Origin of the sequence: Kitasatospora sp. HPM-01-4, assembly GCF_051374625.1 — a bacterium.
Lineage (GTDB): Bacteria > Actinomycetota > Actinomycetes > Streptomycetales > Streptomycetaceae > Kitasatospora.
The window spans coordinates 8,584,273-8,598,709 of sequence record NZ_JBPQGP010000005.1 but is presented as its reverse complement, the minus strand read 5'-3'; the positions used below and the strand labels follow the sequence as shown (position 1 = coordinate 8,598,709).

Sequence of the window (14,437 nt, the reverse complement as noted above, 5' to 3'; positions counted from 1 at the left end):
GGCCCGTGTGGCACCGGAACCGTACCGCGACACCAGGCCGAGTGCCCGTCGCGGAGCCGCCGGAGGGCGGGGCGGCCTCAGCCCCGGCCGAGCACCCGGTCCACCGTGATCTCTATGACCACGCGCTCCGGGTTCTCCCTCGGCGGCCGGTAGCGCTCGGCGTAGCGGCGCACCCCCTCGGCGACCCGGTCCGGCTCGTCGCTCACCACCGCGATGCCCTCCAGCGTGCACCAACGCGGCCCGTCCACCTGGCAGACCGCCACCCGCAGCCCGGACGGCCCGGCGGCCAGCACATTGCGGACCTTGCGGCTGTTCCGGCCGCTGATCACCCGTGCCGTGCCGGTCTCCGGGTCGAGGGTCGCGCCGACCGGGACGACGTGCGGGGTGCCGTCCGGCCGAAGGGTGGTCAGGGTGCACAGATGGTACTCACGCCAGAAGCTGAGCAGGTTCTCGTCCAAGGCACGCGGGTCATGAGGCATACCGGCATGCTACGTCCCGCACCTGGGCGCCCGCCGGGCCCCTGCCGAACTCCCCTGCCCGTCTCCCGTTCCCGCCGGGTACCGGCCCCCGCCACCGGCCCCGGCCCGGCCGTCCGCGCTGCCGCCGCGTCCGGCCCGGACCGGCGGCGGCCCAGGCGCACCCGGGATGGCCGACATCAGATGATCCATTGGCCGGTTCACGCTCTTCCTGACCGGGACTTGACGAGTTACCGTCGGTAACGGCGCGCAGACGTGGCGTGCCCTCCCCCGACCGCGAGGAGGACGGAATGACCGTCGAGCACGGTGAGACCCAATCCACTCAGCCGCTGATCCCACTGCACTGCCTGCGCCGTGCGGAGCCCGGACCGCCCAGACTGGCCGCACTGCCCAACGGCACCCCGGTCTGGCTGGCCACCAGGCACGCGGACGTCCGCCAGGTGCTCACCGATCCACGGCTGGACCGCGCCACGCTGTTCGCACCGGACGCGCCGCCGACCTCGACCGGACCGAACCTCCTGGACGACCCGGAGGGTCTGCTCAACATCGACGGCCCCGAGCACCAGCGGCTGCGCCGCACCGTCCAACGCGCTTTCACCCCAAGGGCGATCGAGCGCTGGCGCCCCTGGGTGGAGACGGTGGTCGAGGAACTGATCGACAGCCTTCAGGCTTCGGGCTCGCCGGTCGACGTGGTCGCCGGGTTCACCCGCTCGCTGCCGGTCGCGGTGATCAGTCGGCTGATGGACCTGGACGGCATCGACCACGAGCGCCTCGCCCACTGGAGCGACCACGCGCTCTCGGCCTCCGCCTACCCCGCCGAGCAGGTCCGGGAGGCGATGCGGGAGTTCTACGCCTTCTCGGGGCAGCTCATCGCCCAGCGCCGGAAGAGCCCCGGTGAGGACCTGGTCAGCAGCCTGCTGCTGGCGGCGGACGCGACCGAAGGTGTGACCGAGGGCCAACTGGTCGCGCTGGTCTGCGGTTTGGTGGTGGCCGGGCACGAGACCACGATGACCTCGCTCGGCAACGCGCTGGTCCAGCTGCTCTCCGAGTCCCCGGCCGCCTGGGCGCGGATCGGGGCGGATCCGGAGAGCGCGACCGCCGCCGCGGAGCAGCTCCTGCGCGCCGTTCCGCTCAGCGACGCCACCGAGGCCCCCGGCCTGCTGCGCCGCGCGGTCGCCGACCTGGAGATCGGCGGAGTGGCCATCCCGGCCGGCAGCGTGGTGGCCGCCGACGTGCGGACCGCCAACCACGATCCCGAGGTCTACCCGCCGAGCGACACGCTCGACCACTTCGCCCCGCTCGGCACGCCCAGCCTCACCTTCGGCGCCGGACCGCACCACTGCCTCGGCGCCTGGCTGGCCCGGATGGAGCTGGAGCTGGGCCTGCACCAGCTGGCGAAGCGGCTGCCCGGCCTGCGGCTCGCCGACCCGGTCGAGGAGATCTCCTGGCGGCGCGGCCTGCTGACCCGCAGCCCGGCCGCACTGCAGGTGGCCTGGTGAGCGCCGACGGGCAGGAGCTGGTCGTCAGGGTGGACGGCACCCGCTGCGTGGGCAGCGGCACCTGCGCCCGGACCGCTCCCCTGGACCTCGAACTCGGGCCGGACGGCCGGGCCAGGCCGCGGCGCCCGGTCTCGGACGGCCTGCCGAACCTGGCCGAGGCCGCGGAGCTGTGCCCGGTCGAGGCCATCACCGTTCTCTCCGCCGCCACCGGCGAAGTGGTGGCCCCGCGGTACTGAGCGGCCCGACTGCGACGCCGCCGCACCCCGGTGCGGCGGCGTCGGCCGTCCGGCACCCGTCACGGGCGGACCACTCCCGGCCGGCGCTGCCCATCGGACACCGCAACCGCCGGACGGGCCAAGGCTGTTGACGCACCCTGGCTCCTCATCGCCCGGACGTCAGGCGAACCGTCCCGGATCGGACCACCGAGGTCGAGCGGCGAGCCGCCGGGCGCATCGCCGCCACCGGGCGGCCGTAGAACCGCAGTCGGCGCAGCAGACCGAGCGGTATGCGGTCGGTCCGGCACTTCCTCTCCACCAGGGAGCGGTGTCTCGGGCGCAGCCACCCCCGCCCTCGCATCCACCGGCCCGCGCCGGCCTCTCAGGATGCCGCGAACTCCCCCGGACGAGATGGTCCGAACGGCGGTGAGACGGCGGGAGGAGCTCCGCCGCCCGGTTCAGTCGGACAGTCCGTTCGGACGTCCTCCGGCATCTGCACCGTCGTACTCACGCTTCGCCAACCGCTGCTGCGCACCAGGGCCGAGCGCCAGACCGAAGCCGAAGCGCTCGGCGGTCTGCCGGATCCGCTCCGGCGGGAGCGAGCCGTGCCGCTGGAGCACCAGGCGCGGCCGGCCGTGCTCGTCGACGCCGTCGGTCCGGTGGAAGGCCAGCACGGAGGCGGACATCGGCTCGTGCAGCGGGTAGTTGCGCAGTGCGACCTGCTCGTCGGCGTGTTCCAGCACCCGCACCCCGGCCTCCCGGCCGAACTCCGAGCGCAGCCCCGCCGCCCGCCAGTGCGCGGGCTCCTCGATGGCACCGGCGGACCGGGAGCGGCTGGCCGAGGCGATGAACAGCAGGTCACCGCGGGTTCCCGAGACGGCCCGGGAGAGGAAGTCGTTCGACGGGCAGGAGTAGCCGGGGGCGATCACCCGGACCGTGCGCCGACCGCCGTCCATCGCGGTCAGATGGCCGGGCACATGGGCGGGGGCGGGCCCCTGGAAGCCGAACGGCCCCAGGGCGAACAGTGCGTCGATCAGTGCGGCGACCGCCTGGTGGCCGATCCCGTCGGGCAGCCGGGCCCAGTCGAAGAGCAGCGGGATCCGTGCCGGAGCGGTGGTCACGCTGCCGGACTGCCCGGCGGGTCTACCCCTCATCAGATTGACCCGCCTGACGACGGCCGCCTCCGGACGGGCGGTCAGCGCGTAGAAGTTCCCGAAGCCGTGTGCCACCGCCAGCCCCGCCACCACCGCACCCGCCGCCCACCGCACGTCCTCGGCCCGACCCAGCACGGCGCGCCGTCCGGCATGGGCGCCGTCGTCGGCTCCGCCGCCACCGGCGCAGTCACAGTTGCTCGCGACCATCCCGAACCTCCGTACACCCACATTCCCTCAGCCATCAACGCGACAGGGGCCAAAACGTCACAGCGGTCGCGGAAACCCGCCCCACCCCCACCTCGACGGCCTTCCGAATCCCGGAACTGTCAGACCTTGGCATTACCTTCTCTTGGGGAACCCTTGATTACCAGAGGGCAGCGGAGAAATCCGTGAGAACGAGGAGAGGAAGTGCACAGCACCGTCGCTTCAGGCCGCCCCCCGGCCCGCCACCGTGCCCATCGGCCCCGGTGGGCACCGTCCCCCCGGCAGCCGCCGGCGCCGCGACCGAGCACCGGCCATCGAGTCCCGGCCGCCACTGAGGTCCGACACGGCATCAGGTCGTTCGTCCGGGTTACCGACCGCAGCCAATCGTCCGTCCGACGGCGCGCCGGACGGGGCACCCGTGCGAGTCCTCCGATCATCGGATTCCGATCGGGGGTCAGCGGCCGGCGGTTCGAGCCGCGTCCGGTGGAGGTCACGCAGCCGTCTCCGGCGCCGATATGCGCGGCCTCGAATGAGCCTCCGCCGTCACCGCCACTGGAGACCGTTCCCATGCGCAAGCCGATGACCCGCAAGCCCGCCGTCGTGTCGATCGCCGTCGCCGGCGCCCTCTGCCTGAGCACGGGCGCGCACGGCTTCTCGCACACCGCCACCACAGGGGCCCGCGCCGGCTTACCGCCGACCGCGCACTCCGGCTCCGCCCGGCCCGCCGCACCAGGCGCCCCTACGCCGCCGAAGGGGCTCTCCCCCTTCACGCCGACGGTCCCCGACCCCACCACCGCCACGGCCGAGGAGCTCGCCGTGGGCGCGGCGGTCGCGGGCATCCCCTCCGATCCGGTCACCGACCCGCAGGGGCAGGCCGGTCAGCCGATCTCCCGCAGCGAGGTGCTGGCCAGGGCGGAGAGCTGGGTGACGGAGGGCGTCCCGTACAGCGCGAGCGTGCACTACACGGACAGCTCCGGCACCTACCGGACCGACTGCTCCGGCTTCATCTCGATGGCCTGGAACCTGCCGGCGAGCGCCGCCAACAACTGGGGCGAGACCACCTGGACTCTGCCGGACTTCGCCACCCGGCTCGGCGGCCTGGGCGAGCTGCGGGCCGGTGACATGATCGACAAGATCGATCAGCACGTCGTCCTGTTCAAGGAGTGGGCCGATGCGGCGCACTCCGCCGCGGTGGTCCTGGAGCTGGCGCACAGCGGCACACGTGCCCGGCAGTCGACCTACTCCCGCTCCTTTCTGACGACGCGCAACTACCTGCCGTTCCGGTACGACAAGATCATCGCCCCTGCCGCCTCCGCCCCGGATGACGGCATCCTCCGCCCCCTCCGCCCACCCCTGCACACCGGCACCCCGCGCGAGCTACCCTGAGTAGCCCTTCGACTACCGAAGGGCTACTCAATCGGGTAGGCACTCTTCCCCAGCGGCCGTCAACATGGCTAGCGTGTCATGCGCATGGCCCATCCGGTCACGCGTCCGCCTGTCGAAGGGAGGAACCATGTCCGTAGCGCCCGCTCGCAACCTGCCGGCCCGCGGCCGAAGAAGACCCGTGAGCCAGGGGTCGCCCCCGCTCACCGCCTCCGGCACGACCAGGAGCAACCGCTAGCGCGGATGCACCTCCAGGAAGGTCCGCACGGCTGACTCCAGAGCACCCTCGATCCAGGCCGGCTTCAGGCTGGTGTGCTCACCGGCGAAGTGCACCCGGCCCTCGACGGTCCGGGCCGCCGGGTGCAGCTCGTGCACCTGGCCGGGGGTGAACATCACCGCCTCGCCGAGCGCGTAACGGGCCCGGGCCCAGGACTGGGTGGCGCCCACCCCGGTGAACTCGGTACGGGCCCGGGGCCCGAACATCCGCACCATGTCGTCCAGCGCGAAGGCGTACCGCTCGCCCGGCGTCAGCGAGTCCCAGCGCATCGCGTCGTCCGACCAGGTGTACGAGGCCAGCACCACACCGCCCTTCGATCCCTGCGGCGAGTGCGAGGGGAAGTAGGTGAACCTGCTGGCACTGTCGGAGACGCAGCCGCCGCCGGTGAAACCGTTCGCTCCCTCCTCCCAGAACCGGTTCTTGAACTCCAGCAGCACCTTGGTCGCCGAGTCGTAGTGCAGTTCGGTCACCGCACGACGCTTCTGGTACGACATCAGCGGCTCGATCGAGCAGAAGCGCAGCGCGCTGAACGGGATGGTGACGATGGCGTAGTCGCCCTCGAAGACCTCCGTCGGGGCGGTCGGCGCGCCGTCGCAGGACTCCTCGCCGCCGCTCTCGGCGGTGGTCTCGATCCGCACCCCGCTGTCCGTCTGCACCAGGCGGGTCATCCGACGGCCCATCCGCAGCTCGCCCTTGAGCTGTTCGGCGAGCTTGTCGGTGAGTACGGCGGTGCCGCCCTCCAGCTCCCAGTAGCGGTTGGTCGGACTGATCACCGCGTGGTCGATCAGCGTCGGCACCAGGGAGTAGTGCAACCGCGAGGTCATGTTCTCCAGGGTTCCGGCGGCCTGGATCCGCCGGTCGTCCCAGCCCGCCTCCTCGACCAGGAAGCGGCGGGTGGAGTAGTCGGCGTACTTCTGGAAGATGCCCGTCCAGGCGGCCAGCCGGTCGGCGATCGGTCCGTCCGGCACCGTGACGCTCTTGAACGCCTCGTTGACCGCCGCCGTGGTGGTGGCGTCCAGGTCGGTGCCGAAGGTGCGGTTGATCGCACGAGGGGACTTGGCGTACGCGGCGCGGGTGCTGCGCGCTCCGTTGACGGAGATCCAGGTGCGGAAGTTGGCCGTCGGCGCCTGGAAGGTGTCGTCGCCCGGACGGTTGGTCCAGACCTCGCCGGTGAACGAACGGTAGACCACCGGCGGAACCTCGCCCACCGGCCTGGCGCCGGGCGAGACATCGGCGTTGTAGAACAGCCGCCGCCCGATGCCCAGCTTGTCGGCCAGCGACAGCACCATCGGGTGGAAGTCCGGCAGCCGCATGGCGCCCGCCTCGGCGTGCAGCTGCCTGTCGTCGAAGATGTTCCGGAAGGTCTTCACCCGGCCGCCGGTCCGGCTGGCGTTGGCCTCGATCACCACCACCTCGTGCCCGGCCTGCTTGAGCAGGTACGCGGCGGTCATGCCCGCCACCCCGGCGCCGACCACCAGGACCTTCTTGCGCGCGGCCCGGGGCGGCAGCTTGCCGTCGATCAGGATCCTCAGGTAGTCGAGCGTCAGGTCGCGCTGCTCGTCGTCGCTGACCATCAGCATCTTCCGGGCCAGGTCGCGCGACTGGTGCTCGTCCGCACCGCCGCGCTGCATGGCCGTCGGCACGGCGGCCGTCGCCGGCCGGCCGACGAGTCCGGCTGCCCCGGCCACAGTGGCCGCGGCGGCGGCCGAACCGAACAGCGTCCGACGGGAGACCCCGCCGCGCCGCCGGCTCGCCGACGGCTGACTGGTGGACAGATCGGTGGGCAGATCCACGGAATCACTCCATCGCATAGTCACTTGGACAACATCCGAGGCAACTGATGGAGTACTGCAAGGTCACGCCGCAGTATGGCAATTCACCCGTTCGAGTGAGTGACGACCCATGGCCGGGCAGACCTCACCCGTCCGAGCGATCACCACGGGTGGGCGCCGGCCGACCCCCGGCGCCGTTACGCGCCACGCACCGCGCCGATCGCTACTGTGCTGCCCATGCCCACCCCTTCTCTTGAGGTACGCCTGCGCCGCCTCGCCGAACGGCTCGGCACCCGCCACCGGACCCCGATCGAGACCTGGTACGACTCCGAACGCTGCGGCTGGACCCTGCGCTGGTACGACGGACCTTCGGTGGCCGCGATCAAGACCGAGCTCGGCCGGGTGACGGACCCGGGCACGGAGGTACTGGTCCGACGGGACCTCACCACCCGGGCGCTGGCGCTGGCGGCGATCCGGGAGACCCGCGCGGGTGCGATGCGGCGCCGGATCGGCAGCTGGGGTCAGCGCTACCACCTTGAACACGTGATCGGGGACCAGCCGCATCCGGAACGTCCCGCCGACCCCCGTGAGGAGGCGATGCTGGAGCGGCTGCTCGCCGAGGCCACCGCCGGTGACGGGCCCTGGTCCGTACCGGACGAGAGCCGGGCCTTCGATCTGATCGCCCGCGACGGTATCGCCTGGCTGCTCCCCAGCCACCGCCTCGCCGCCCCCGGGGAGCCGGCCGGGCTCGCCCTCGACCCGCTGGAGTTCCTGACCGCCCGCTACGCGCGGGGAGTCCACCGGACCGCCTGGGAGACCGCTCTCACCACCATGCCGCTGCGCACCGCGATCACCGCCGCCCAGGCCGACCCGGACCCGGGCGCGGACGCCGCCCGCGCCGCCCTCGCGCTGCTGCCCACCCTCCGGGACCAGCTCACCGTCGAACTCGACACCGTCCAGGCCGTCCTCACCCGGACGGCCGCGGCCGCGGACGCCGAGGCGGCCGAAGCCTCCTGAGGACAACGGTTAACCACCAGGGGCCGGCCTCCCGGTGGTCGCCGCCGGGGCTCAGCCGGCGGTGTCGGGGGCCGGGGCACGGCCGACTTCCTGCACACCGCCCTTGACCAGGAACCTGCCGATCATGAACTGGTAGAAGGCCCCGCCGACGACACCGCCGATCAGCGGGCCGACGATCGGCACCCAGAAGTAGAGCTTGCCGTACTGGTCCCGCCAGGCGTGGCCGTAGCCGGTGAGGTAGCTGGCCAGCCGGGGGCCGAAGTCACGGGCCGGGTTGATGGCGTAGCCGGCGTTGGTCCCGAAGGCCATGCCGATCGCGACCACGATCAGTCCGACGATGAAGGGGCCGAGGTTGGCGCGGGGCGGATCGTTGAGCACGTCGGTGACCGCGAAGACCAGCAGCACCAGGATCGCGGTCCCGATCACCTGGTCGCGCAGCGCGCCCAGCTGGCTCACCGGGAAGCCGCCGTTGCCGGGGAGGGTCGAGAACACGCCCTGGCTCTTGATCGAGTGGTGCGGGTCGAACTTGGCCAGGACCTCGGTGTAGTTCCACCGCACCAGCAGGGCCGCCACGAACGCCCCCGCCGTCTGCGCCAGGGCGTAGGGGCCGACCTTCCGCCAGGGGAAGCCCTTGAAGGCCGCCAGTGCCACGGTGACCGCGGGATTGAGATGGCCGCCGCTCATCCGGGCCGCCACGTAGACGCCGAGGGTGACGCCGAATCCCCAGGCCCAGGCGATGCTGTCGTGGTCGCCGAGGCCGGCCGCGAGGACCTGCGCCACCACACCCACGCCGAACAGGATGAGGACCATGGTGCCGGTGAACTCCGCGCACAGTTCTCCCGCCAGTCCCCATCCCGGTCCCTGCTCCGATCGCTCAGCCATCTGCACTCCCGAGGGTCCTGTCGGCCGGGCCGGCCGTCGGCGTCCTCCTCATCGTGTACTCAGAGCGCGGACGGCTGCCCGTCAGGCAGGGCTACATGGGGGCGGGGTCCACCCGTCAACAGTGTTAGGGGCGCCAGGATTTGAATCTGCGCCCCCTTGACGCTGAAGTGCGCCGGGCCTGTCATGACATGACGGGGTGAGGACCGGTGCGGAGGGGGCTGGGCGTGGACGGCGAGGAGATCGGCTGGCTGACGGTGCCGCAGGTGCGCACGCTGTGGCCCGGGGTCGGCCCGGTGCACGAGACGGCGGTGGCCAACGGGGTCCGGTTCCGTACCGACACCGCCGACAGCGCCTGGGGCCCGCACACGGTGGTGCGCTACCACGCCGAGGACGTCCGCCGGGTGGCCCCCGGGCTCACGAGCGCTCCCGGCGCGCCGGCCGGCCGAACCGGGCTGGCCGGCTTCCTGTACGTGCTGCTCCTGCTGGTACAGGTGGCCGCCCTGGCCATCTGGGCCTGGTACCAGAGCCGGGCGGGCACCCACGGCTTCTGGCACTGACGGACACACCGGCGGACACCGGCGGGGCCGTCAGAGCGCGGCGTCCCGGGCGAGCAGCGCGGCCTGCACCCGGTTGTCGCACTCCAGCTTGGCCAGGATCCGGCTCACATACGTCTTCACCGTGCCCTCGCTCATATGCAGCCGGCCGCCCACATCCGCGTTCGACAGGCCCTCACCGAGCAGGTCCAGGACCTCTCGCTCGCGCGCCGAGAGCGCGGCCAGCCGCCGCCGGGCCGCCTCGCCCCGGACGGCGCTCTGCCCGGCGGCGAGGCTGTCCACGATGTGCCGGGTGGCGGCGGGCGACAGGAAGGCGTGGCCGCCGGCCGCCGCCCGCACCGCCTGGATCAGCTCGCCCGGTGCGGTGTCCTTGAGCAGGAAGCCCGCTCCGCCCGCGGTGATCGCCCGCAGCACGTTCTCCCGTTCGCCGAAGGTGGTCAGGATCAGCGCCCGCGCGCCGGGCACCGCCCTCGGCAGCTCGGCCAGCGCGGTGAGGCCGTCCATCACCGGCATCTGGATGTCCAGCAGCACCACATCCACCGCGTGCGCCCGCGCCAGGTCCAGCGCCTCGCGGCCGTCGGCCGCCTCCGCCACCACGTCGATGTCGTCGGCGGAGGTGAGGATGAGCCGGATCCCGGCGCGGATGAGCGGCTCGTCGTCGGCGACGAGGACTCGGATCACTGCTTGGCCTCCTGGGCACGGGTGCTGGTCTGCTGGCTGCACCTAGGCACGGTAGTGCACCTTTTCGATCAGTACGCCATCGCGGAAGCAGAGCCGGCTCACGTATTCGCCGGTCAGGTCGTTGTCCGGCTGCTCCGCGGCGAACCAGAGACAGGACGCCCCGGCCGGGGCATCGGGCCCCTTCTTCCGGTAGTCGCTGGTGACGAAGTCGCTGCCGCGCGGCAGCTTGGCCCTGACCGCGCCCTCCGGCTGGCCCACCTCGACCGAGTCGTAGACCTCGTGGCTGAGCGTCGCGTCGTCGGTCGACTGGACCAGCATGTAGCCGCCGAAGCCGAGCAGCCCCAGGAAGGAGAGGCTCGCCAGGCCCACCGCGACGGCGCAGCCGAGCGCCGGGCTGCGCCGGACCGGCGGTGCCGGCGGCGGGGCCTCCGGCAGGTCGGGGTCGTCCGTGGGCGGGCGGCCGGTCCCCTCGTACGGCAGGACCCCGGCGAGCCGGAAGCCGCCCTCGGGGGTGGGGCCGCTGTGCACCATGCCGCCGAGCAGCCGGGCGCGTTCCCGCAGACCGGTCAGGCCTTGACCGCCGCTGACCACCGGTCCCTGGGCGGGCGCGGCAGAGGCGCTGTTGACCACCTCGACCAGCAGCGCGTCCGGCTCGTAGCGCAGGGCCACCTCGATCGGCGCGGCCGGGGCGTGCTTGTGCGCGTTGGTCAGGGCCTCCTGGACGATCCGGTAGGCGGCGTGGCCGGTGGCGGCGGCGAGCGGGCGGATATCGCCGGAGCGGGTCAGCCGCACGGTGGTCCCGGCGGACCGGAAGTCGTCGGTGAGCCGCTCGATCGCCTCCACGCCGCCGGCGGCACCGGTGTCCCCGCCCGGCCCGACCACGCCTTTCGACCCCGCCACACCGACCGCGTTCTCGTCCCGCAGCAGGCCGACCGTCTCGCGCAGCTCGCGCATCGCGGTCACGGCGGCCTGGCGCAGCACGGCCACCCCCTCGCGCTGACGCTCCGTCAGCGTACGGTCCACCTCCAGGGCGCCGGTGTGCACGGAGATCAGCGCGAGCTGGTGGCCCAGGCTGTCGTGCATGTCCTGGGCGATCCGCTGGCGTTCGCGCAGCCGGGCCTGGTGAGCGATCATGGCGCGCTCGCGCAGCAGCTGGTCGTTGCGCTCCTGCAGGGTCCTGAGCAGGGTGCGCCGCTGGGCGCGGTAGCGGCCGAAGACCGCCGGCAGCACCACGAACAGCAGGAACACCGCCAGGTTGAGCCCGATCAGTCCCTTGCGCGGCAACAGGCCGATGTTGTACCAGAGCGAGACCCCGGTGGAGGCCGCGAGGACCACCGCGCTGGCGGCCGTGAGGGTCCAGGCCCTGGCTGTCCGGTAGCCGGCCGACCAGCTGGCGGCGACCATCATCGGGGCGAAGCCGCCGAACGCTCCGAGGCCCACCGCGGTGAGCAGCAGGACCGCCAGCGGGAGTCCGCGGCGCAGCAGGTAGAGCGCGACGGTGGCGAGGGCCACGGCGAGCGCGCCGAGCGGGCTGACCGGATCGGCCAGCGCGAACAGGCCGCCGAGGAGTGCCAGCAGGAGTGCGGGGGCTCCTTCGCGGAGGTACTCGCGCCTGCCCCAGGGACCGGGGAGGGCACGCTTCCGTGCTGCTGTCCAGAGCTCTGCCGTTTTCGCCACCCGGGCGAGGGTACCCAAACCGGCCGAAATGCGCGGTTGTCTTTGGTCTCGGCCGAGTACGACGAAAGTCCCGGATCACGCGGACCGCTCCGTGGAGGACCGCCCCGCTCCCGGGTGGCCACGGTCCGCACAGGGGGCCGGGGCCACGGTCCGCCGGGTGGGAGGGCTACGGGCGGGCGGTGAGGAGGAGGGCGACGTCGTCGGCGCGATGGGTGGAACGGCGGGCGGCGCCGAGGAGGCGGTCGGCGAGGGCGTCCAGGGAGTGGGTGGCGGTGCTGTGGGCGAGGGAGACCCTGAGACGGTCGATGCCCTGGTCGATGGCGGCCCCGGGTTCCTCGACCAGTCCGTCGGTGTAGAGGGCGAGGACCGAGCCGCGCGGCAGCTCGAAGGTGCTGACCGGGTAGGTACTGGTGTGCTCGACGCCGAGCAGGGGGCCGCCGGCCAGGTCGAGCGCCTCGGTACGGCCGTCCGGGTGGCGGAGCAGCGGGGGCAGGTGCCCGGCGCGGGCGGCGTGGGCCCTGCCCTCGGCGGGGTCGAGTCGGATCAGGCAGCAGCTGGCCAGCAGCCCGGGGTCGAGGTCCACGAGCAGGCGGTTGGTGCGGGCGAGGACCTTCCCGGGCGGGTTGCCGACGGTGGTGAAGGCCCGGACGGCGCTGCGCAGCTGGCCCATGGTGGCGGCGGCGCTGACGCTGTGGCCCTCGACGTCGCCGATGACCAGGCAGAGTCCGTGCTCGGTGACGATGGCGTCGTACCAGTCGCCGCCGATCTCCATGCCCTGGGTGCCGGGCAGGTAGCGGCCGGCGATGGCGAGGCCGGGCACCTCGGGGAGCCGGTGCGGGAGCAGTGCCTGCTGGAGGCCGCGGGCGAGGGTGAACTCGGCGTCGTAGAGGCGGGCGCGTTCCAGGGCCTGGGCGATCAGGCCGCCGAGCGCGGTGAGCACGGAGCGTTCCTCGGTGGTGAAGATCCTGGGCTGGTCGAAGCCGAGGATGCAGCTGCCGACGGGGTGTCCGGAGGCGATCAGCGGGAGGAAGGCCCACGCGCGCATCTCGTCGACCGGGATACCGGGGTAGGCGGCGAGGAGTTCGTACTCGGACTCGAAGAAGATCGGGACACCTCCGGTGATGGTCTCGGTGCCCGGGAGTCTGGCGTGGACGGGGATGCCCTCGAACTCGTCCAGGAAGCCGTCGGGGTATCCGGTCTGGGCTGCCAGGTAGAGGCGGGACTCGTGGACCAGGTAGATCGCCAGTTCCTGGCCGCCGAAGCCGGGCAGGATCTGCTCGGCGACGGCGCCGCAGACCTCGCGGACGCTGACCGCCTCGGTGAGGGCGCTGGCGAGCTGGAGCAGATGGTAGGTGGCGCCGGGGCCGGTGACGGCCGGTGGGGGAACGGCCTCGGCGGTGGTCGGTGAGGAGGCCGGACGGCGGGCCTCTCGGGGCGGCGCGGTCGGGACGACCCGGCCGGTGATGCCGTGGGTGTCGGGGTAGAGCGAGAAGGCGAGCCACTGGTCGGGCGGGCGGCGGGCGAGGAAGGCGGTGGGTCGCTGGGAGAGCATGGCGGAGCGGTAGCGGTCCTCGTACGCGGGGTCGGCCAGCCAGGGCAGCACGTTCCAGGGGTGGTGGCCGATCAGCTGCTCGCGCGGGGTGTCCACGAGGAGTTCCATGCTGCGGTTGAGGTAGGCCAGGCGGCCCTCCGGGGTGAGGGCGAAGATCCCCTCGCGCAGTCGTTCGACGGCCGCGACCGCGGCGGCGCCGGTACCGGTGTCCAGCACCGCACCGATCAGGTGGGTGCGGACCGGACCGTCCGGCACCCGGCCCCAGATCCGGACCGGCCGGTAGCGGCCGCTGCCGTCGCGCAGGCGCACGAAGCGGGTGGACAGGGTGCCGCTGCGGGCGGCCGCGAGGCCCGCGATGCGCAGCCCGCGCCGGTCCTCGGGGGCGATCAGGTCCACGAGGCTGGTGCCGGCGAGTTCCGCGGCGGAGCGGCCGAGGATGGTCCGGAGCCCTTCGTCCGCCGTGACGGTACCGGCCATCAGATCCCAGTCGAACGTCCCGACCCTGACCACCGGGCCGGCCGGCCCCGGCAGCTCGACCACGACCGGTTCGCCGGTCGCCTCGACGGCCGCACCGGCGCCGGGCAGAGCAGCGAGCGCGGCGCCCAGGCGTCCGGCGGCGGTCCGCAGGTGGCGGCGGGCGGCGGACGGCACCTCCCGCTCGAAGCTGGGCCAGAGCACGCACAGCACCCCGAAGACCTGCTCGCCCAGGCCGATGGGCGCGCAGGCCAGGGCGAAGGCGTACGGCATGCCGACGGAGAGCCGGGGGAAGCGCCGCATGGTCTCCTCGGCACCGGCCAGGCTGATGGTGCGGCCGGTGCGGTAGGCGACGGCGGCGGGCAGTTGTCCGGCCACCGGTACCCGGCGGAATCCGCTGAGCAGGGACAGCGGCACTCCGGCCACGACGCCGAGGACGAGGGAGCGCCGGTCGGGTGAGCGGAGGTAGACCATGCCGCCGTACGCCGAGGTGTTGTGCACGGCCCGGCGCAGGCCGTCGGCGAGCAGTTCCTCCGCCGAGGCGTTTCCGAGAGGCGCACGGAGAGTGGGCGGGCGGTCTCGTACGGTCCGCTTCGCTCCTGGACCGCCGCTCATTTCAG

Annotated in this window: 12 protein-coding genes; 5 read left to right on the top strand and 7 right to left on the bottom strand. The window is 73.0% G+C overall.

Features of this window, described 5'->3' with window-relative positions; all coding sequences use genetic code 11:
• Positions 1-77 precede the first annotated feature (77 nt).
• Positions 78-479 (bottom strand): pyridoxamine 5'-phosphate oxidase family protein, encoded by a 402-nt coding sequence (locus ACSMTC_RS37090; protein ID WP_436564144.1) that lies wholly within the window; start codon positions 477-479, stop codon positions 78-80.
• Positions 480-766: 287 nt separating this feature from the next.
• Between ACSMTC_RS37090 and ACSMTC_RS37085 the strand changes: the two genes are divergently transcribed.
• On the top strand, positions 767-1,975 hold the full coding sequence (locus tag ACSMTC_RS37085; RefSeq protein ID WP_436564143.1) for a cytochrome P450: 1,209 nt from the start codon (positions 767-769) through the stop codon (positions 1,973-1,975).
• Positions 1,972-2,211, top strand: coding sequence for a ferredoxin (locus ACSMTC_RS37080; protein WP_436564142.1), 240 nt, complete (start codon positions 1,972-1,974; stop codon positions 2,209-2,211). The genes ACSMTC_RS37085 and ACSMTC_RS37080 overlap by 4 nt, the downstream gene beginning before the upstream one ends.
• 437 nt (positions 2,212-2,648) lie before the next feature.
• On the opposite strand, the gene ACSMTC_RS37075 is transcribed toward ACSMTC_RS37080, so the two are convergent.
• The gene (locus ACSMTC_RS37075; RefSeq protein WP_436564141.1) at positions 2,649-3,551 is read right to left on the bottom strand and encodes a hypothetical protein; all 903 of its coding nucleotides are present in this window, start codon (positions 3,549-3,551) and stop codon (positions 2,649-2,651) included.
• 564 nt (positions 3,552-4,115) lie between these two features.
• Here ACSMTC_RS37075 and ACSMTC_RS37070 point away from each other — a divergent pair.
• Positions 4,116-4,934, top strand: coding sequence for an NlpC/P60 family protein (locus ACSMTC_RS37070; protein ID WP_436564140.1), 819 nt, complete (start codon positions 4,116-4,118; stop codon positions 4,932-4,934).
• Positions 4,935-5,165: 231 nt separating this feature from the next.
• Here the strand turns inward: ACSMTC_RS37070 and ACSMTC_RS37065 are convergent, their stop codons facing one another.
• Entirely contained in the window at positions 5,166-7,001 is a 1,836-nt protein-coding gene (locus ACSMTC_RS37065) for a flavin monoamine oxidase family protein (protein ID WP_436564139.1), read from the bottom strand.
• 216 nt (positions 7,002-7,217) lie between these two features.
• On the opposite strand from ACSMTC_RS37065, the gene ACSMTC_RS37060 reads away from it, so the two are divergent.
• Entirely contained in the window at positions 7,218-7,997 is a 780-nt protein-coding gene (locus tag ACSMTC_RS37060; protein ID WP_436564138.1) for a hypothetical protein, read from the top strand.
• 51 nt (positions 7,998-8,048) lie between these two features.
• Here the strand turns inward: ACSMTC_RS37060 and ACSMTC_RS37055 are convergent, their stop codons facing one another.
• The gene (locus ACSMTC_RS37055) at positions 8,049-8,879 is read right to left on the bottom strand and encodes an MIP/aquaporin family protein (RefSeq protein ID WP_436564137.1); all 831 of its coding nucleotides are present in this window, start codon (positions 8,877-8,879) and stop codon (positions 8,049-8,051) included.
• Between the two features lie 206 nt (positions 8,880-9,085).
• Here ACSMTC_RS37055 and ACSMTC_RS37050 point away from each other — a divergent pair, with 206 nt between their 5' ends.
• Positions 9,086-9,436 carry a hypothetical protein gene (locus ACSMTC_RS37050; protein ID WP_436564136.1) on the top strand — a complete coding sequence of 117 codons (351 nt, stop codon included), beginning with the start codon at positions 9,086-9,088 and terminating at the stop codon, positions 9,434-9,436.
• A gap of 30 nt (positions 9,437-9,466) precedes the next feature.
• Here ACSMTC_RS37050 and ACSMTC_RS37045 read toward each other — a convergent pair whose 3' ends face one another.
• The 3 genes from ACSMTC_RS37045 to ACSMTC_RS37035 all read right to left on the bottom strand — a co-directional run bounded on the left by ACSMTC_RS37045 (position 9,467) and on the right by ACSMTC_RS37035 (position 14,432).
• Positions 9,467-10,114 (bottom strand): response regulator transcription factor, encoded by a 648-nt coding sequence (locus ACSMTC_RS37045; protein WP_436564135.1) that lies wholly within the window; start codon positions 10,112-10,114, stop codon positions 9,467-9,469.
• 42 nt (positions 10,115-10,156) lie between these two features.
• Entirely contained in the window at positions 10,157-11,791 is a 1,635-nt protein-coding gene (locus ACSMTC_RS37040) for a sensor histidine kinase (protein ID WP_436564134.1), read from the bottom strand.
• Between the two features lie 166 nt (positions 11,792-11,957).
• Positions 11,958-14,432, bottom strand: a complete 2,475-nt coding sequence (locus ACSMTC_RS37035; protein WP_436564133.1) for a SpoIIE family protein phosphatase — start codon at positions 14,430-14,432, stop codon at positions 11,958-11,960.
• Between the last annotated feature and the right edge of the window lie 5 nt (positions 14,433-14,437).

Excerpts from the sequence above, each read along its gene's own strand:
- ACSMTC_RS37090 (WP_436564144.1), bottom strand. The coding sequence starts at position 479 with ATGCCTCATGACCCGCGTGCCTTGGACGAGAACCTGCTCAGCTTCTGG.
- ACSMTC_RS37085 (WP_436564143.1), top strand. The coding sequence starts at position 767 with ATGACCGTCGAGCACGGTGAGACCCAATCCACTCAGCCGCTGATCCCA.
- ACSMTC_RS37075 (WP_436564141.1), bottom strand. The coding sequence starts at position 3,551 with ATGGTCGCGAGCAACTGTGACTGCGCCGGTGGCGGCGGAGCCGACGAC.
- ACSMTC_RS37070 (WP_436564140.1), top strand. The coding sequence starts at position 4,116 with ATGCGCAAGCCGATGACCCGCAAGCCCGCCGTCGTGTCGATCGCCGTC.
- ACSMTC_RS37060 (WP_436564138.1), top strand. The coding sequence starts at position 7,218 with ATGCCCACCCCTTCTCTTGAGGTACGCCTGCGCCGCCTCGCCGAACGG.
- ACSMTC_RS37055 (WP_436564137.1), bottom strand. The coding sequence starts at position 8,879 with ATGGCTGAGCGATCGGAGCAGGGACCGGGATGGGGACTGGCGGGAGAA.
- ACSMTC_RS37035 (WP_436564133.1), bottom strand. The coding sequence starts at position 14,432 with ATGAGCGGCGGTCCAGGAGCGAAGCGGACCGTACGAGACCGCCCGCCC.